This is a genomic window from Streptomyces sp. AC555_RSS877 (assembly GCF_019049245.1).
Taxonomy (GTDB): domain Bacteria; phylum Actinomycetota; class Actinomycetes; order Streptomycetales; family Streptomycetaceae; genus Streptomyces.
The window spans coordinates 1-17,436 of the sequence record NZ_JAGMUK010000077.1; the positions used below are offsets into that span (position 1 = coordinate 1).

The window sequence follows — 17,436 nt, forward strand, 5'->3', positions numbered from 1 at the left end:
CGGCGCCCTGCTCACCGCGATCCCCACCCTGATCGTGTACTTCGTGCTCCAGCGCCAGTTCGTCAGCGGCCTGACCCTGGGCGCCAACAAGGGCTGACCGCCCCCCGCTTGAAAGAGACCTCCGTGCACAACCCCTTCACCCCGGTCGCCTCCGTGTTCGTGGACCGGCGCACCGCCCGCGTCCACGAGGAGGGCTGGCAGTCCTGGAGCCCCAGCGGCGCCTACGCCCTGGACGCGGCGCCGTACCGCCCGACGAACGACAACTGGGCGACGGTCTGCTACCGACCGGGCGTCACCGTCCCCGCGGGCACCTTCCAGGGCGAGGGGCTGCTCGCCCTGGACCCGGGCGACGGATCGCCGGCACGGCTGTGGGCGGCGGCGGAGCCGCTGACGGAGGTCCCGTCGATCCGCCTGCTCGTCGAGGGCGACACGGCGGAGATCAGCGCCGACGGCCCGGTGAAGGAGTTCACGGGCACGGACATCCAGTCGACGCTGGCGGACTGGGCCGCCGGTCTCGGGGTCGCGGCCCCGAGACCGGCCCCCACGGTCTGGTGCTCCTGGTACGAGTACTTCACCGCCGTCACCGAGGACGACATCCACGAGAACCTGCGCGCGATGGACACCCTCGACCTGCCCGTCGACGTCGTCCAGATCGACGACGGCTACCAGAAGGCCCTCGGCGACTGGCTCACCCTCTCCGGCCGCTTCCGCTCCCGGGCCGGCATCGCCGACGCGATCCGCGCCCGGGGCCGCCGGGCCGGCATCTGGACGGCACCCTTCCTCGTCGACCCGGCGAGCGACCTGGCCGCCGAACACCCCGACTGGCTGGTCCGGGAGGCCGACGGCGGCTTCGCCCACGCGGGCCGCAACTGGGGCCACGACCTGAGCATCCTCGACACCACCCACCCGGCCGCGGCGGAGTACCTGACCTCGGTCTTCACGACCCTGCGCGCCGAGGGATACGACTACTTCAAGGTCGACTTCCTGTACGCGGGCGCCCTGGACGGCGTACGCCACGGAGCGCAGGACGCCCTCCAGGCGTACCGCGAGGGCATCCGGCTCATCCGCGACGCCATCGGTGAGGACGCCTACCTGCTGGGCTGCGGCGCGCCCATCCTCCCCTCCGTCGGCCTGTTCGACGCGATGCGGGTCAGCCCCGACACGGCCCCGCACCGGCGCCCCGCAGCCGACGACTACTCCCAACCCGGCCAGGATCCCGCCGAGTTCACCGGCGCCGGCCGTCAGTGGCAGCACGGCCGCCTCTGGACCAACGACCCCGACTGCCTGATGGCCCGCCCCGCGGTGGAGACCCGGGAGCGGTGGGCGGCGCACGTGGAGGCGACGGGCGGCCTGATGGCGTCCAGCGACCGGCTGCTGTCCCTGGACCAGTGGGGCGTGGAGACAACCCGCCGCCTTCTCGCGAAAGTCGACCGATGAGCACCTTGAACGTCCCCGGCATCGCCTACGGCGGCGACTACAACCCTGAGCAGTGGCCCGAAGAGGTCTGGGCCGAGGACGTACGCCTCATGCGCGAGGCCGGCGTCACCATGGTCAGCGTCGGCATCTTCTCCTGGGCGCTGCTCGAGCCGTCCGAGGGCGTGTACGACTTCTCGCTCCTGGACCGGATCCTGGACCTGCTGCACGAGAACGGCATCGCCGCCGACCTGGCGACGCCGACGGCGGCCCCACCGGCGTGGTTCTTCCGCGCGCACCCCGAGGCGCTGCCGGTGGACCGGGACGGCCGCCAACTGTCGTACGGCAGCCGTCAGACGTTCTGCCCGAGCAGCCCCGCCTACCGCGAGGCCGCCCTGCGGATCGCGGGGGAACTCGCCGCGCGGTACGCCGAGCACCCGGCCGTCGTGATGTGGCACGTCCACAACGAGTACGGCTGCCACAACGCGGAGTGCTACTGCGACACGAGTGCGGAGGCGTTCCGGGGCTGGCTGCGCGCACGGTACGAGAACCTCGATGCGCTCAACGACGCCTGGGGCACCACCTTCTGGAGCCAGCGGTACTACGACTGGGACGAGATCATCCCGCCCCGCGCCACCGGTGCCGTACCCAACCCGGCCCACCAGCTGGACTGGCGCCGCTTCTGCAGCGAGGAACTGCTGTCGCTGTACAAGGCGGAGCGGGAGGTGCTGCGGGAAGCGGCCCCCGGCACACCCGCCACCACCAACTTCATGGTGATGTACGCCTTCGACGCGCTGGACTACTGGCGCTGGGCCCCCGAACTGGACATCGTCTCCAACGACCACTACCTCCGCTCCACCGACCCGGAGTCGGAGATCGACATCGCGCTGAGCGGCGACCTGGTGCGCTCGCTCGCCGGCGGGCGGCCGTGGCTGCTGATGGAGCACTCCACGGGCGCGGTCAACTGGCAGCCGGTCAACCGGGCCAAGACGGCGGGGGAGTTGCGGCGCAACGCCCTCGCCCACGTGGCGCACGGCGCCGACGGCATCGCCTACTTCCAGTGGCGGGCCGCCAAGGCGGGCGCCGAGCAGTGGCACTCGGCGATGCTGCCGCACGCGGGCACGGACAGTCAGATCTGGCGGGACGTGGTCGCACTCGGCGCCGACCTGAAGGCACTGGCCGAGGTGCGCGGCAGCACGGGCACGGCGTCCGTGGCCGTCGTCTGGGACTGGAACGCCCGCTGGGCCCTGGAACTCCCGTCCCAGCCGAGCGAACAGGTCCGCTACCTGGACCTGGTCCGCTCCTGGTACGAGCCGCTGTGGCGGTCGGGCGTCGCCGTGGACTTCGTACGCCCGGACGCCGACCTGTCGTCGTACCGCCTGGTGCTGGCCCCGAACCTCTACCTCGTCGACGACGAGGGCGCGGCGAACCTGACGCGCTTCGCGGAGGGCGGCGGCACGCTGGCGGTCGGCTTCCACAGCGGGGCCGTCGACGAGAACTGCCATGTACGGCTCGGCGGTTACCCGGGCGCGTTCCGGGACGTGCTCGGTGTGCGCACGGACGAGCTGTTCCCGCTGCTGCCGGGCGAGTCGGTGAGCCTGAGCGGGGGCGGCACGGCGTCGCTGTGGTCGGAGCGCGTGCACCTGGCCGGCGCCGAGACGATCACCTCGTACACCGAAGGCCCGCTCACCGGCATCCCGGCGGTGACGCGGCACGGCTGCGGCACGGGAACGGCCTGGTACCTGGCGACCCTGCCGGACCCGTCGACGCTGGCCGCCCTGTTGGACCGCATCCGCGCGGAGGCGGGCGTGGCGCCGGTCCGGGTGACGCCCGAGGGGGTGGAGGCGGTGCTGCGACGCGGCCCCGAGGCCGACTACCTCTTCCTCATCAACCATGGTGACGGGGGTGCGGAGGTCGACGTGGCGCCGGACGCGACCGAGCTGCTGGCGGGCGAGCGGGTCCACGGCGGCCGGGTGACGGTGGCAGCGGGAGACGTCATGGTCGTACGGGAACCGCGCTCGGCCACGCCATGAGCGGCCAGGGACAACCCGGTTGGCCTTCTTGCTGGCCAACCGGGTCGTCCCTACCCTGATCGGAGCGTCGACCAGGGGGAGCGGCTGTGGCCAGAGAACCGTCCGGCGAAGAAATGCTCCAGGCGGTCGAGGCGCACGTCGCCCGGCGCGGCATCACCACCCGGCTGACCTCGCCCGGCACGGCGGACCTCACCTGGCAGTCCCTGCTCGACTTCCGCATCGTCCGGTCCATCGAGACCCGCGGAGAGCGGCCGATGCGGGAGCCGGGCAGCCGGGGCGACATCGCCGGCCGTCCGACGTACACCGACATCCGCGCGTACCGCGTCGATCCGCCGGCCGACCCGGAGCGGTCCGGCAGCCGGCTGCTGGTGCGCCGGGGCACGCTCGACGAGGTCCTGTGCGGCGACTGCCACGGCGGTACCAACGAGTGCAAGGCGTGCGAAGGGCGCGGCCGGCGCGACTGCCCCCGGTTCGTCGACTGTGCCGCCTGCGACGGCGGCCCCGACGCCTGCTGGGAGTGCGAGGGCACCGGCCGCCCGCGCACCCGCCGGTCCACGGCGTCCCGGCACCCCCACGCCACCGCCACCGCCACCACCGGGGAACGGGCCGCGCGGGCCACCTGCACGCGCTGCCGGGTCCCGGACGTGGCCTGCCCGAAGTGTCGCGGCCGGCGCCAACTGGACTGCCCCGCCTGCAAGAAGGCCGGCTTCGTGGAGTGCGAGGTCTGCACGGGCACGAAACGGGTCACCCACCAGGAGTGTCAGGGCACCGGCCGCTTCACCGTCTGGACGGAGGGGTTCGTCGACCACACCCCTCACCACGACAAGGAGAGACAGCTCGGCAGGCTGGACCTGCGGCGTGCGACCGGCAACGTGGGCGACTGGCGCGAGACGGTGCTGAGGAACGCCACCGACAAACTCCCGGACGACCTCGAAGACGTCCACCGTCAGCTGGTCACGCCCCGACTGGCCGTGCACAAGGGGGAAGTGGCCCGCCGAGCGACCCTCCGCCACCTCCCGCTCGCCGTCGTCAGGGTCCACGCCGACCCGCACCGCGACTACTACGCCTTCGCCTCCCGCACCGGCATCGAGGTCGCCTCCCGCCCCACCAGGGAACGCGTCCGCCACGTCGCCACGATCACCGCGGCCGCGGCGGCCGTCGTGGCCCTCGTGGTGGTGCTGGTGGTGGCGATGCTGAGGTGATAGGTCCGAGCTGGGGGATATACTGGACTCGATCGCGTATATCCGGGAGGTTCCCTCATGACCAAGACGCTGATCGACATCGACGAGGCACTGCTGGCCGAGGCGGCCATAGCGTTCGGAACCAAGACCAAGAAGGACACGGTGAACGCCGCACTCAAGGAAGGCGTCGAACGCAAAAAGCGTGCCCTCGCGCTGGCCAGGCTCGCAGCCCGGGCGGACGCGGGCGACTTCGATGAGTTGCTGGACAGGGAGAACTACCGTCGATGAGTACGGCTGCCTACCTCATCGACACCAGCGCTCTGGTCCGGGTCCTCAAGCGGCCTGCCCGTGACCTCTGGGAGAAACCGCTGGAAGAGGGGCTCATCGCCCGCTGTTCGCTGACCGAGGTCGAATTCCTCTACAGCGCCCGCAACGCAGAGGACCGGTCCGAGCTGGTCCAGGATCTGGACGCGCTGTTCGTCTGGACGCCTCTGGACGACAGGGCCGTGACGCGCGCGTGGGACGTGCAACGGGAACTCACCGAGAAGGGCCGGCACCGTTCCGCGGGTGCGGTGGATCTGCTCGTCGCCGCGACGGCCGAGCTGCAAGGGCTGATCATGCTGCACTACGACAACGACTTCGAGACCATCGCCTCAGTCACCGGCCAGCCGACCCAGTGGCTCGCAGCCCCGGGCAGTCTCTGAGCGATGGTCGCGGCCGGGACCCGAGGCATACGACTCGGGGCGCGGCACCCCGTCGGATACCGCGCCCCGTCCCCCGCTCCCCCTGGGCGTTAGTCCGTTGCCGCCAGGGGCGGCAGGTCCTGCGAGGTCACCGGCGGGAGCGCCTTCGTGCGGGCCGCCTGGGCGTACCAGTGGGCGCTGGACTTCGGGGTACGGGCCAGCGTCGAATAGTCGACGTACACCGCGCCGAAGCGCTTGCCGTAGCCGTACGCCCACTCGAAGTTGTCCATCAGGGACCACAGGTAGTAGCCCCGGACGTCCGCGCCGTCCGCGATGGCGCGGCGGACCGCGCGCAGGTGGCCGTGGAGATACGCGATCCGCTCGGGGTCGTGCACGCGGCCGTCGGGGTCCGGCTTGTCGTCGTAGGCCGCGCCGTTCTCGGTGATGTACAGCGGCAGGCCGGGAGCCTCACGCGAGTACCGCATGATCAGGTCCTGCAGCCCCGTCGGGTCGATCGTCCAGCCCATCTCCGTACGGTCGCCCGGCGTCTGGTGGAAGGCGACATCGTCCGCGCCCGGCCACGGCGAGTGCGAGCTGGAACCGTGGCCGTCGGCGCGCGGACCGCTCGCGTGCGGGTCGGTCGCCGAGACCAGCGCCGGCGTGTAGTAGTTGAGGCCCAGCGCGTCCAGCGGCTGGTTGATGGCCGCCAGGTCGCCGTCCTGGACGTACGACCAGTCCGTGATCAGCTCCGTCGCCGCGTACAGCGTCTCCGGGTACGCGCCGTGCAGCATCGGGCCGTGGAAGACGCCGTTGGCCAGGTCGTCGATCTTCTGCACCGCCGCCAGGTCCGCCGGATCCGCCGAAAGCGGCCTGACCACGGAGGAGTTGAGGCTCACCGCCACCGAGTTGCGGGCCGGCATCGCGGCACGCAGGGCCGTGGTGCCCAGGCCGTGCGCCAGGTTCAGGTGGTGCGCGGCCTTGAGAGAGGCCGCAGGGTCCGTACGGCCGGGGGCGTGCACACCGGAGGCGTAGCCCAGGAAGGCGCTGCACCAGGGCTCGTTGAGCGTGATCCACTGCTCCACCCGGTCGCCGAGCGCCTCGCCGACGATCTGCGCGTACTCGGCGAAGCGGTACGCCGTGTCGCGCTCGGGCCAGCCGCCCGCGTCCTCCAGCTCCTGCGGCAGGTCCCAGTGGTAGAGGGTGACCGCCGGCTTGATGCCGTGCGCGAGCAGTTCGTCCACCAGGCGGCGGTAGAAGTCCAGACCGACCTGGACCGCCGGACCCCGTCCCGTCGGCTGCACCCGCGGCCAGGAGATCGAGAAGCGGTACGAGGTCAGGCCGAGCTCCGCCATCATCGCCACGTCGTCGCGGTAGCGGTGGTAGTGGTCGACAGCGATGTCACCGGTCTCGCCGCCGGACGTCTTGCCCGGCGTGTGGCTGAAGGTGTCCCAGATGGAGGGCGTACGACCGCCCTCCCGCACCGCCCCCTCGATCTGGTAGGCGGAGGTCGCGGCGCCCCAGAGGAAGGCGGGGGGAAAGGTCACCGGGTTCGCCGGCGTTTCGGAATCAGGCATGGAAGCGCTCCCATAGGAGGTCGTGGAGACCGACAGGTGGAGGGGGAGGGGGAGGGGAGGGAGAGAAGGGGCCGAGGCGGCGATGGCTCGGCCCCCGGAGCAGGGGTGAACAGGGCAGGACTCAGCCCTTGACGGCGCCCTGCATGATGCCGCCCACGATCTGCTTGCCGAAGATGGCGAAGACGATCAGCAGCGGCAGCGTGCCCAGCAGCGCACCCGCCATGATCAGGGACTGGTCGGGCGTGAAGCCCCGGCCGAGTCCCGCGACCGCGACCTGCACGGTCGGGCTGCCGGTCTGGGTCAGCACCAGGAACGGCCACAGGAAGTCGTTCCACGTCTGGACGAACATCAGCATGCCCAGGACGGCCATCGCGGGCCGCGCGGCCGGGAACACCACGTGCCACACCACCCGCCAGCTGCTCGCGCCGTCCACCCGGGCCGCCTCGATGATCTCGTCCGGCAGCGCCTGGATCAGGTACTGCCGCATGAAGAACACGCCGAAGGCGCTCACCAGCGAGGGGAAGATGACGGCCTTCAGCTGGTCGGTCCAGCCGAGCTCGGCGACCATCATGTACAGCGGGATCACGCTGAGCTGCGGCGGCACCATCATGGTGCCGATCACGATCAGCATCATCGCGCCCCGGCCCTTGAAGCGCAGCTTGGCGAAGGCGAACCCGGCGATCGTCGACAGGAACACGATGGTCACCGCCGACACCCCCGCCACGAACGTGGTGTTGATGAACGCCTCGCCCAGGTTGGCGTCGCTCCAGGCGATTTCGAGGTTGTCGAAGAGGTTGGAGCCGAACCAGAAGGGCGGCGGCGTCTGCGCCAGGCGCTGGGTGTCGCGCGAGGCGGCGATCGCCGTCCACACCAGCGGGAACAGCGAGCCGATGGTGAACAGGGCGAGGATGATGTACGCGATGGGACCGGCGTGCATCTGCCCGCCCGCGCGCGCCGACTTGGGCCGCCGTATGCGCTTGGGCTTCTGGTCGGTCGTAGTGTCCACCGGGGTCAGTGTCGTCGTCACGGCCGGTTCTCCTAACTACTGGCGCGCAGCCGGCGCGAGATGACGTAGTTGACGATCCCGATCACGATGAGGATCAGGAACATCGTCCAGGCGATCGCCGAGGCGCGGCCCAGGTGCTGGTTGACCCAGCCCTGCTCGTACAGGTACAGGCCGAGTGTCTGGAACTGGTGCTGGGAGCCGCCCGAGGTGCCCTTGTTCGCGTCGAACAGCAGGGGCTCGCCGAACAGCTGGGAGGCACCGATGGTCGACACGACCACGGTGAACAGGATGGTCGGGCGCAGCGACGGCAGGGTGACGTGGATGAACTGCCGCCACCGGTTGGCCCCGTCAAGGGCCGCCGACTCGTACAGGTCCTGCGGGATCGCCTGCATCGCGGCCAGGTAGATCAGCGCGTTGTAGCCGGTCCAGCGCCAGATCACGATCGACGAGACGGCGAACTGGGAGGCCCACTTGTCGTTCTGCCAGTCGATGTGGTCGAAGCCGACGGCGTTCAGCGCCCAGTTGATCATGCCGTAGTCACGGCCGAAGAGCAGCACGAAGACCAGGGACGCGGCGGCGATCGACGTCGCGTACGGCGCGAGCATCATGACCCGGTAGAAGGTCGAGCCGCGCAGCTTGTAGTTGAGGATGTGGGCGATGCCCATCGCCATCATCAGCTGCGGAACCGTGGAGATGATGCCGATGGTCAGGGTGTTCTTCGCGGCGTTCCAGAAGAAGTCGTCGTCGAAGATCCGGGTGTAGTTGCGCAGGCCCGCCCACTCCATGTCGGTGGGCGCGGTCATCTCCACCGTGTGCAGCGAGGCCCAGCCGGTGTAGATCAGCGGGAACAGGCCGAACGCGAGGAAGAGCAGGAAGAACGGTGAGACGAACGCGTACGGGCTCCAGCGCATGTCCCGCTGCCAGCGGCGGGACAGCCGGGCCCGGCGGCGCTTGTCCGCCTCGGGCACGGCGTCGGCGGGCGGGCGGCCCGGGGCCGCGCCCCCCTCCTTGGCGGGGGGCGCGGCGGTGTCGTGCCGGGTGGTCATACCGGTCACTTCTCCAGGTTGTTGTCGATGGTCTTGGTGGCCGTCTCCCAGGCCTCCTTGGCCGACTTGCCCTGGGTCACCAGGATGACGCCGTTGTCGGTCAGACCCTGCTGGATGATCTGGTCCTTCGGGCCGATCACCTGGGCGGGGATCTGCTTGGCGGCGTCGGCGAAGATCGTGCCGATCGGGGAGTCACCGGTCATGTCGTTCTTGGCGCCGGTGACCTGAGGCATGGTGTAGGCGGCCGGGGCGCTCGGGAAGCTGCCCTGCTTGGCGAAGAGCTTGGCCTGCTGCTCGGGCGCGGTCAGCCACGCGGCGAGCTTCGCGGCCTCCTCGGTGTTCTTGCCGGACTTCGGCACGGCGAGGAAGGTGCCGCCCCAGTTGCCGGGCTTGGGCGAGGTGGCCACGTCCCACTTGCCGGCCGCCTCGGGCTTCGACTTGCCCTTGATGTAGCCGAGCATCCACGGCGGGCAGGACATCGCGGCGAACTTGCTGTTGGCGATCGTCGTGTCCCAGGCGGGCTGGAACTGCGTCTGGTTGCCGATCAGCCCGTCCTCGGCGGCCTGCGCCGTCAGGTCGAAGGCCTTCTTGATGGCGGGGTTCGTCTTGTAGATGACCTCGCCGGAGGCGTCGTAGAACTTCTCGCTCTCACCGCTGACGATCGCGTTCAGCAGGCCGCCGGGGGAGTCCAGGAAGGTGGTGCCCTTGGGCGCCTTCCCCTGGTAGTCCTTGCCGACCTTGACGAACTCCTCCCAGCTGCCCGCCCACAGCTTGCTGACCTCTTCGCGCTCGGACGGCAGTCCGGCCTGCTCGAACAGGTCCTTGCGGTAGCAGATGGCCATCGGGCCGACGTCGGTGCCGACGCCTATGGTCTGGCCGTCCTTGGTGGTGGCCTGCTTCCACTTCCAGTCGAGCCAGTTGCTCGACTCGACGCCCGACACCTTGGACAGGTCCATCAGCTTCGCGGCCTGGGTGTTCACGACCTCGGCGATGTTGCCGACCTCGACGGCCTGGATGTCCTGCAGGCCGCTGTTGGTGGTCAGGTGGTTGACGAGATTGGGATAGTAGTTCTCGTTGCGCTCGACGACGTTCTCGGCGATCTTGATGTTCGGGTTCAGCTTCTCGTACTCGGCGTAGAGACCGGCTTCCTTGAAGCCCTGGGTGCCGAAGAGGCCGAGCGTGATCGTGGTCTTGCCGCTGCCTTCGCCCGAAGACGAGCCGTCGCCGCCGTCGTCTCCGTCGTCGGCACAGCCGGCCAGCAGCCCGGAGCCCAGCGCGGCGACGGCCGCGAGGACCATCGTCTTGCGGGCGATTCGGGTACGTGCTCGCATTGCGTCCTCCTGTTGCCCTGACGTGCCGACCCCCCGGCCAACTGCATTGTTGGGCCCGTTAGTTCTAGCTGCGGCTCGGGCGGGGAACGTGCGGGATGTGTATGTGTCAGGTACCGTGGGAGCGCTCCCACCGGTGATGTGTTGAAGCGTCGTCGGTCCGAGCGGGGGTGTCAAGGGACTAGGAGCGGAGAGATGCGTTCAGTTATCGGGCTGTTAACTGGAACCAGGGGATCGCGTTTCGGCCACTCCCGCACGTCATCCTGCGGAATCCCGGGAGTCGGCCAGGGGCGGGCTCCCCTCCGGCAGGACTGTTAGATTCCAGGCCAACGCAAGGGTCGACGGGAGGGCTAAGCCCATGGCAAGCCACGGAGCGCGGAGCCGGAGCGGTGGCCGGCCCACCCTCGAAGAGGTGGCAGCCCGAGCCGGCGTCGGCCGCGGCACGGTCTCCCGGGTGATCAACGGCTCGCCGCGGGTCAGCGACGCCACCCGCGCCGCGGTGGAGGCGGCCGTGGCCGAGCTCGGCTACGTCCCCAACACGGCCGCGCGGGCCCTCGCCGCCAACCGCACCGACGCGATCGCGCTCGTCGTCCCCGAGCCGGAGACCCGCTTCTTCGCCGAGCCGTACTTCTCCGACATGCTCAAGGGCGTCGGCGCCGAGCTGGCCGACACCCAGATGCAGCTGCTGCTGATCTTCGCGGGCAACGACCGGGAACGGGCCCGCCTCGCCCAGTACCTCGCCGCCCACCGGGTCGACGGCGTCCTGCTGGTCTCCGTGCACGCCGACGACCCGCTGCCCGACCTCCTCTCCCAGCTGGAGATACCGGCCGTCATCAGCGGCCCGAGATCGGCCGGGGAGACGCTTCCCTCGGTCGACTCCGACAACTTCGGCGGCGCCCGCTCGGCGGTCGAGCACCTGCTGGCCCGCGGCTGCCGGGCGGTCGCCCACATCACCGGCCGCCTCGACGTGTACGGCGCCCAGCGCCGCGTCGACGGCTACCGCGCCGCCCTGCTCGACGCGGGCCACGAGGTGGACGAGCAGCTGATCCAGCCGGGCGACTTCACCGAGGAGGGCGGCCGGCGTGCGATGACCGAACTGCTCGCCCGCCGCCCCGACCTGGACGCGGTCTTCGCGGGCTCGGACGTGATGGCGGCCGGCGCCCGCCAGGTCCTGCGCGAGAAGGGCCGCAGCATTCCCGACGAGGTGGCCCTCGTCGGCTACGACGACTCCGCCATCGCCCGCCACATGGACCCGCCGCTGACGAGCGTCCGCCAGCCCATCGAGGAGATGGGCCGCAGGATGATCGACCTGTTGCTGACGGAGATCGCGGACCGCCGCCCCGCGATCACCCGGGAGCTGGAGCGCAGACAGGTGGTCCTGGCGACGGAGCTGGTGGCCCGGAGGTCGTCCTGACGAGGCCGGGCCCCGGCCGGCGGACGGGCCCGGACAGGCCCTAGCGGTGCCGCCCCCGGCGGGGTCCCCGCCCCGGCTGGTCGGTGCGGTGGGCGAGCAGCCAGGCCACGCCCAGCAGCACCGCACCCGTCAGCCAGAAGAGGATCACCAGCCAGGCGCCCATGGCGCTGTCCGCACCGTCGGTCTCCCGGCACGGCTCCCCGACGCACGACCCGTTCCCCTCGCCCGCCGCGTCCAGGGCGATCACGAGCCACAGCAGCATCGCCAGGTTGAACGCGATGATGACCCACGTCAGCAGTCGCCCCCGATGGCTCCGGCGCGACCGCATCACGAGCCTCCCAACCTCACGAACGGCTCATAAGCCGACGATACGCCCACCGCTCGACGAGCAGCCCTCGGCCGGCGGGCGAGGTGCTGCGCGCCTTCCGGCCTTCCGTTTTCGGGTGAACAGGCCGGTGGAGCAGGCGAGTTGTGGAGGCAGGCAGGCAGGCATGGCGGCGGGCGGCGGGCTCAGCTCCGTAGGGTGAGCCGCCACCGCCGCTCCCCGTCGTGCTCCTCGTCGGTCGGTGTCAGTCCGGCCGCCGTGGCCACCGCCTCCGAGGCGAGATGCCCGGGCTGGATGTGGGCGACGACCGTCCGTACGGCCTGCCGCCCGAGCCCGTCGGCCAGTGCCCGCACCGCCTCCGAGGCGAACCCGCGGCCCTGCCACGGCGTCCCGACCACCCAGGCGATCTCGGCGGTGTGCCCCCGCGTGACCGTCGCCTGGACCGTGCCCACGAGACAGGCCTCCGCGCGCAGCCGCAGCACCCGGTTGTGCCAGGTGACGTCCGGGTCCGGCGAGCCGGCGACGAGCCGCCGGTAGCGGTCCCGCAGGGCGTCGGGGGAGCAGGGGGCGCCGCCGATGAAGGCGTGCAGGGCCGGGTCGGACAGTACGACGGCCATCTCCGGGGCGTGCTCGACGCGCAGGGGGAGGAGGTCGAGGAGAGGGGTGGAGAGGAGTTCGGGCACCGGCTCAGCGTAGGTCCCTGAAACGACTTCAGCCGGTGCCTTGTTTCCAAGGCACCGGCTGAAGAATCAGGGTGAGTGACGGGACTTGAACCCGCGGCATCCTGGACCACAACCAGGTGCTCTACCAGCTGAGCTACACCCACCATGTCGGCTGTTCGGATCTCTCCGACCGGCCGAGAAAAAGTGTACAGGGTCCGAAGGGGTGCTCGCGCCCGACTTCTTACTGCGCAGGCAGGACGTACTTTGCGGCGATCTTCTTCGCGGTCTCCGAGTCGGGCCCCGGCTGCGGTACGAAGACGGCCTCGCGGTAGTAGCGCAGTTCCGCGATGGACTCCCGGATGTCGGCGAGGGCGCGGTGGTTGCCGTTCTTGTCCGGGCTGTTGAAGTAGGCGCGCGGATACCAGCGACGGGCCAGCTCCTTGATGCTGGACACGTCGACGATCCGGTAGTGGAGGTAGTCCTCGAGGGTCGGCATGTCCCTGAGCAGGAATCCGCGGTCCGTGCCGACGGAGTTGCCGCACAGGGGGGCTTTGCCCGGTTCCTTCACGTGCTCGCGGACGTACGCCAGGACCCGCGCCTCGGCGTCCGCGAGCGTCGTGCCCCCGGAGAGCTCGGTGAGGAGTCCGGACGCGGTGTGCATCTGACGCACCACCTCCGGCATCGTCTCCAGCGCCTGGTCCGGCGGGCGGATGACGATGTCCACACCGTCGCCGAGGATGTTCAGCTCGGAGTCGGTGACGAGGGCGGCTACCTCGATGAGCGCGTCGTCGGACAGCGAGAGGCCGGTCATCTCGCAGTCGATCCACACCATGCGATCGTTCATGCGACCACCCTAAGGCTGGCGTGCGCTTTTGTGGTCCCCGGTGTAGCTGGGAGCACTACCGGGGCCGGCTGGGAGCGCGGCCCCAGTAGTGGGACGGACGGGGGCGGCGGGGCGGAATCTCCCCCGGCCGGCCCCGCCCGTCCGCACCTCACATCCCGCTGCGCTGCCCCGGCAGACTCGCCCGGCTCCCCGCATACGCCTCGCGGCCGTTGTCCGAGGCCGGGCCGAGGGACGCGGACGTCCCGACCGGGCTCGGCGACGGAGTGCGGCGGGTCTGGAGCGGCACCGGCCCGCCGCTGTCGGGGTGCAGCGGCGAGGGCGCGCTCGGCGCAGCGGCCGCACCCTCGGGATCCGGCTGCCGTTCGGCCTGCGGCCGCCGCGCCCGGTAGGCCGCGCGGTACGCGGCCGGCGACGAACCCAGCTGGCGGCGGAAGTGCCCGCGCAGCGCCACCGGTGAGCGGAAGCCACAGCGGCCCGCGACCTCGTCCACCGAGTAGTCCGACGTCTCCAGCAGCCGCTGGGCCTGCAGCACTCGCTGGGTGATCAGCCACTGCAGCGGGGCGCTCCCGGTGAGGGAGCGGAACCGGCGGTCGAAGGTACGGCGGCTCATGTACGCGCGTGCGGCGAGCGTCTCCACGTCGAACTGCTCGTGGAGGTGCTCCAGCGCCCAGGCGACGACCTCGGCGAGCGGGTCGGCGCCGATCTCCTCTGGTAAAGACCGGTCGAGGTAGCGCTCCTGCCCGCCGCTTCGGCGCGGGGGGACCACCAGGCGTCGGGCCAGTGCGCCGGCCGCCTCGTTGCCGTGGTCCGTCCGCACGATGTGGAGACAGAGGTCGATTCCGGCCGCCGTACCCGCGGACGTCAGCACATCGCCGTCGTCCACGAACAGCTCGCGCGGATCCACGTGCACCGACGGGTAGCGCTTGGCGAGCGTCGGTGCGTACATCCAGTGGGTGGTGGCCGGCCGGCTGTCCAGCAGGCCCGCCGCCGCCAGCACGAAGGCGCCGGTGCACAGACCCACTATGCGGGCGCCCTCCTCGTGCGCCCGGCGCAGTGCGTCGAGTGCGTCCTCCGGTGGCGGCGAGGTGATCGAACGCCAGGCGGGCACGACGACGGTGCCCGCTCGCGAGATCGCCTCCAGGCCATGCGGTGCGGTGAGTTCCAGGCCCCCTGTGGTCCGCAGTGGGCCTTCCTCACCGCCGCACACCAGCAGTCGGTAGCGCGGAACGCCGGCGTCCTGGCGGTCGATTCCGAAAACCGACAGTGGTATGGAACTCTCGAAGATGGGGCCGCCGCTGAACAGCAGCACCGCGACGATCTCCTTGCGGCGTCGCCCGGAGAGTTTCCGGGCCGCGGCTTCCGGCGCGGCAGTGGAGTCGTGGCTCATACTGCTAAGCCCCCCTCGGTGGTCGCGGCGCCCTGTTCCCTTCGGGTCTGTCGCTCCAACACGTTTCCCCTCGGTCCTGCACGAGTCCCCCGCCGTAAGACAGTCAAGATCGAATCTACTGCGTCGCGTGGTGCCGGGGAGACCAGTTGGGCATCCGGCACATTGTCGACTTGGCAACTTGGCGTGAAGCATTCGATCACGAAGCGTTGCACTCGTGGGGCGTGCAGGGAAGTGCGCCTTGTCGCCGTGGCCAATCCACGTAGGGTGCGCGATGCCCCTCAGACCCTTTCCGTGCAGGTGGAACGGGGGTTGGGGGGTGGTCGGGGCAAGGGACGCGCGGTATCCGGAAGTTGGCTGAAAAGAGTCGGGCGCGTGCGCGGAAACCGGTCAGGCGACCGGTGTACTTCCTCCGCTGTGACGTCCGCCTCTGCGGGCACCCGATCCGGTCCTGTGGCGGCGGCCGCGACGCGGTGTGCGCTCCTCGGCGAGCATGCGTGCCGCACCGCGCTCCGACTGGCGCAGGAGGATACGGCAGACCGCGGTGACGGCGGCGAGGCCGAGTGCCGTGCCCGTGGCGCCGGCGAGGGAGGTGCCGTACCAGAGGAGGACCACGGGGACCACGACACAGCTGAAGGCCGCCCAGCGGACGACGTCGGTCGAGGAGTCCCGGGCGGGGGGTCGTGGTCCGGACATGGCGTGCTCCCTGTGGCGTGGCTCGGGGGGTTCAACGCGTGTTCGATCGGTCGGTCACTGTGTGTCCGGATATGAGCACGGGAGCCCGGCCGGTGGGTGGGCCTTGTGCAAACCGGCTGTACAGCGCAGCAACCATTGCGTTACGGGCGCCCCTCGTGCATGCTCCCTGGAACCCCCACGTACGGGGGGCGCGATCTGGGCTAAGGAGGCGTGCCGCCGTACCCTTGGGGGTATGGGGTTGGGAAGAGGATTCCCGGACACAGACTCCGCCGCACACTGTCGGCCCACCCATAAAAGGATCACAACGCCGAGACAGCCATGGCCGGTCACGAATTCTTCGAACCCGCGGACCGCAAGCGGCCCGTCGCCGACCACACGGCGGCCGAGCCCCTGGCGGCGGAAGAGCCACGCCAATCCTGCGACCCCGCCTTCAAGCACGGCGTCGTGGTGGGCTTCGACGGCTCCACGTCCAGTGAGCGCGCCCTCGCGTACGCCATCGGTATGGCTCATCGTTCCGGGTCGGGCCTGATCATCGTCCACGTCGCCAACCGGCTGCCCACCACCGTGTGGGCGGGCTGCGAGCCACCGGTCTTCGTCGACGTGCCCGATCACCGCACCGAGGTTCTCGGCCTCGAGCTCGCCTGCGCGGAGTACCTCGCGGAGGTGCCCTGGATCCTCGTCGAACGCGGCGGCGACATCTGTCACGAGCTCGAAGAGGTCGGGCGGGAGTACGAGGCGGACGCGATCGTCGTCGGCTCGACCCACGGCCTCGTCGGACGCATTTTCGGCTCCGTCGCCGGGCGGCTCGCCAAGCGGGCCAAGCGGCCGGTCGTCGTCATCCCGTAACTCGCGTCCCCCCAGGTCGGATACACCGCGGGACGGCCCAACTCCCTTGTGCAGTGCATAAATCTACTGGCGCGTAGAGGTGTTTGTGCCCTTGTGAAGGGCATATATCGGTCACCGCACAACTGCACATGCATGAAGGGAGCCCGCCGTGGACAACGACGTCTCTGCGGGAAGCACCACCACGACCGTCGGCCGACTCGCGCTCGGCATCACCCTGTTGGCCGTGGGCCTCGGGTACACCGGCGTGATCGACGGCGTGACGGCGGCCGACGCCGTGTCAATTGCCCAGTACGTGGGCGGAGTCGCCCTCTTCGTCGCCGGCCTCATGGCGTTCCGTGACGGTGACTCCGTCAGTGGTACGGCGTTCTCGGCGCTCGGCGCCCTCTGGTTCACGTGGGCCGTCTCGGCGCCGGTCTCCGACAATGCGGCCGGACTGTTCCTGCTGCTCTTCGCCCTCGTGGCACTGTCTCTCACGGTCGCCGCGGGCGACCAACTCGCCAAGGGCACCTACGGGTTGTTCGTCGTGTCGTTGGTGCTGCTCGCCGTCGCGAACTTCGCCGACAGCGGGAGTCTCGCCAAGGCCGGCGGCTGGTTCGCCGTGGCCGCGGGAGCGGTGGCCTGGTACGCGGCGACCGCGGCCCTGGCGCACTGGCCGACGGCCCTACCGCGACGCGCTGCCGGCCGGGGCGTGACGGCCACCGGGTAGCTGCGCCGGCTGGGGGTTGGGCGGCCCCCGGCGAAGAGAGCGGACCCCCCGTGTCAGGTGGCGACACGTGGGGTCCGTTCCTGTTGTCCGGCCTCTGCGGGTGCGTGGGGGCTGGTCGCGCCCACGCGGCGGAGCCGCACATGGATACAGCCCCGCGCCCCTTCAGGGCGCTTAGGGGGCCTTTCGCTATGCCCGTGCGGGTCGCGTGGTCTGGCACCGCACCTCGCCGCGTTGCCGAAACGCCCACGTGGCTCCTCCCCCACGCTCGAACAACCTCGCGCGGGGGGACCCCCAT

At 70.6% G+C, this 17,436-nt stretch carries 17 protein-coding genes, 1 tRNA gene and 1 pseudogene; 9 read left to right on the forward strand and 10 right to left on the reverse strand.

Annotated features, from left to right (window positions below; translation table 11 throughout):
• From KUM49_RS48770 to KUM49_RS30725, 6 genes and pseudogenes are all read left to right on the forward strand, one after another.
• Positions 1-97, forward strand: a pseudogene (locus KUM49_RS48770) (carbohydrate ABC transporter permease); the annotation flags it as partial.
• A gap of 26 nt (positions 98-123) precedes the next feature.
• Positions 124-1,437, forward strand: coding sequence for a glycoside hydrolase family 36 protein (locus tag KUM49_RS30705; RefSeq protein ID WP_217240383.1), 1,314 nt, complete (start codon positions 124-126; stop codon positions 1,435-1,437).
• The gene (locus tag KUM49_RS30710; RefSeq protein ID WP_217240228.1) at positions 1,434-3,446 is read left to right on the forward strand and encodes a beta-galactosidase; all 2,013 of its coding nucleotides are present in this window, start codon (positions 1,434-1,436) and stop codon (positions 3,444-3,446) included. Before KUM49_RS30705 ends, KUM49_RS30710 begins: the two co-directional genes overlap by 4 nt.
• 86 nt (positions 3,447-3,532) lie before the next feature.
• On the forward strand, positions 3,533-4,648 hold the full coding sequence (locus tag KUM49_RS30715; protein WP_217240229.1) for a hypothetical protein: 1,116 nt from the start codon (positions 3,533-3,535) through the stop codon (positions 4,646-4,648).
• Positions 4,649-4,705: 57 nt separating this feature from the next.
• Complete coding sequence (locus tag KUM49_RS30720) at positions 4,706-4,915, forward strand: type II toxin-antitoxin system VapB family antitoxin (RefSeq protein WP_217240230.1); 210 nt, start codon at positions 4,706-4,708, stop codon at positions 4,913-4,915.
• On the forward strand, positions 4,912-5,331 hold the full coding sequence (locus KUM49_RS30725; RefSeq protein WP_217240231.1) for a PIN domain nuclease: 420 nt from the start codon (positions 4,912-4,914) through the stop codon (positions 5,329-5,331). Before KUM49_RS30720 ends, KUM49_RS30725 begins: the two co-directional genes overlap by 4 nt.
• Positions 5,332-5,420: 89 nt before the next feature.
• Here KUM49_RS30725 and KUM49_RS30730 read toward each other — a convergent pair whose 3' ends face one another.
• The 4 genes from KUM49_RS30730 to KUM49_RS30745 form a co-directional block, all read right to left on the reverse strand.
• The gene (locus tag KUM49_RS30730) at positions 5,421-6,884 is read right to left on the reverse strand and encodes a GH1 family beta-glucosidase (RefSeq protein ID WP_217240232.1); all 1,464 of its coding nucleotides are present in this window, start codon (positions 6,882-6,884) and stop codon (positions 5,421-5,423) included.
• Positions 6,885-7,005: 121 nt separating this feature from the next.
• On the reverse strand, positions 7,006-7,911 hold the full coding sequence (locus KUM49_RS30735; RefSeq protein WP_217240233.1) for a carbohydrate ABC transporter permease: 906 nt from the start codon (positions 7,909-7,911) through the stop codon (positions 7,006-7,008).
• Positions 7,912-7,922: 11 nt separating this feature from the next.
• Positions 7,923-8,936 carry a carbohydrate ABC transporter permease gene (locus KUM49_RS30740; protein WP_217240234.1) on the reverse strand — a complete coding sequence of 338 codons (1,014 nt, stop codon included), beginning with the start codon at positions 8,934-8,936 and terminating at the stop codon, positions 7,923-7,925.
• Positions 8,937-8,941: 5 nt separating this feature from the next.
• Positions 8,942-10,267 carry an ABC transporter substrate-binding protein gene (locus KUM49_RS30745; protein ID WP_217240235.1) on the reverse strand — a complete coding sequence of 442 codons (1,326 nt, stop codon included), beginning with the start codon at positions 10,265-10,267 and terminating at the stop codon, positions 8,942-8,944.
• A gap of 355 nt (positions 10,268-10,622) precedes the next feature.
• On the opposite strand from KUM49_RS30745, the gene KUM49_RS30750 reads away from it, so the two are divergent.
• Positions 10,623-11,678, forward strand: a complete 1,056-nt coding sequence (locus tag KUM49_RS30750; RefSeq protein ID WP_217240236.1) for a LacI family DNA-binding transcriptional regulator — start codon at positions 10,623-10,625, stop codon at positions 11,676-11,678.
• A 40-nt stretch (positions 11,679-11,718) separates the two neighbouring features.
• On the opposite strand, the gene KUM49_RS30755 is transcribed toward KUM49_RS30750, so the two are convergent.
• The 6 genes from KUM49_RS30755 to KUM49_RS30780 all read right to left on the reverse strand — a co-directional run bounded on the left by KUM49_RS30755 (position 11,719) and on the right by KUM49_RS30780 (position 15,589).
• Positions 11,719-12,006: a hypothetical protein gene (locus tag KUM49_RS30755; protein WP_217240237.1), complete on the reverse strand. Its 288-nt coding sequence runs from the start codon at positions 12,004-12,006 to the stop codon at positions 11,719-11,721.
• A gap of 182 nt (positions 12,007-12,188) precedes the next feature.
• On the reverse strand, positions 12,189-12,686 hold the full coding sequence (locus tag KUM49_RS30760) for a GNAT family N-acetyltransferase (RefSeq protein WP_217240238.1): 498 nt from the start codon (positions 12,684-12,686) through the stop codon (positions 12,189-12,191).
• A gap of 70 nt (positions 12,687-12,756) precedes the next feature.
• A tRNA-His gene (locus tag KUM49_RS30765) sits at positions 12,757-12,829 on the reverse strand.
• Positions 12,830-12,906: 77 nt separating this feature from the next.
• Entirely contained in the window at positions 12,907-13,509 is a 603-nt protein-coding gene (gene orn / locus KUM49_RS30770; RefSeq protein ID WP_217240239.1) for an oligoribonuclease, read from the reverse strand.
• 148 nt (positions 13,510-13,657) lie between these two features.
• The gene (locus tag KUM49_RS30775) at positions 13,658-14,896 is read right to left on the reverse strand and encodes a helix-turn-helix domain-containing protein (protein ID WP_217240240.1); all 1,239 of its coding nucleotides are present in this window, start codon (positions 14,894-14,896) and stop codon (positions 13,658-13,660) included.
• A 387-nt stretch (positions 14,897-15,283) separates the two neighbouring features.
• Positions 15,284-15,589 carry a hypothetical protein gene (locus KUM49_RS30780; protein ID WP_217240241.1) on the reverse strand — a complete coding sequence of 102 codons (306 nt, stop codon included), beginning with the start codon at positions 15,587-15,589 and terminating at the stop codon, positions 15,284-15,286.
• 318 nt (positions 15,590-15,907) lie between these two features.
• On the opposite strand from KUM49_RS30780, the gene KUM49_RS30785 reads away from it, so the two are divergent.
• Together KUM49_RS30785 and KUM49_RS30790 are read left to right on the forward strand one after the other, a co-directional pair.
• On the forward strand, positions 15,908-16,435 hold the full coding sequence (locus KUM49_RS30785; protein WP_217240242.1) for a universal stress protein: 528 nt from the start codon (positions 15,908-15,910) through the stop codon (positions 16,433-16,435).
• Between the two features lie 148 nt (positions 16,436-16,583).
• Complete coding sequence (locus KUM49_RS30790; protein ID WP_217240243.1) at positions 16,584-17,141, forward strand: GPR1/FUN34/YaaH family transporter; 558 nt, start codon at positions 16,584-16,586, stop codon at positions 17,139-17,141.
• The last annotated feature ends 295 nt before the right edge of the window (positions 17,142-17,436 follow it).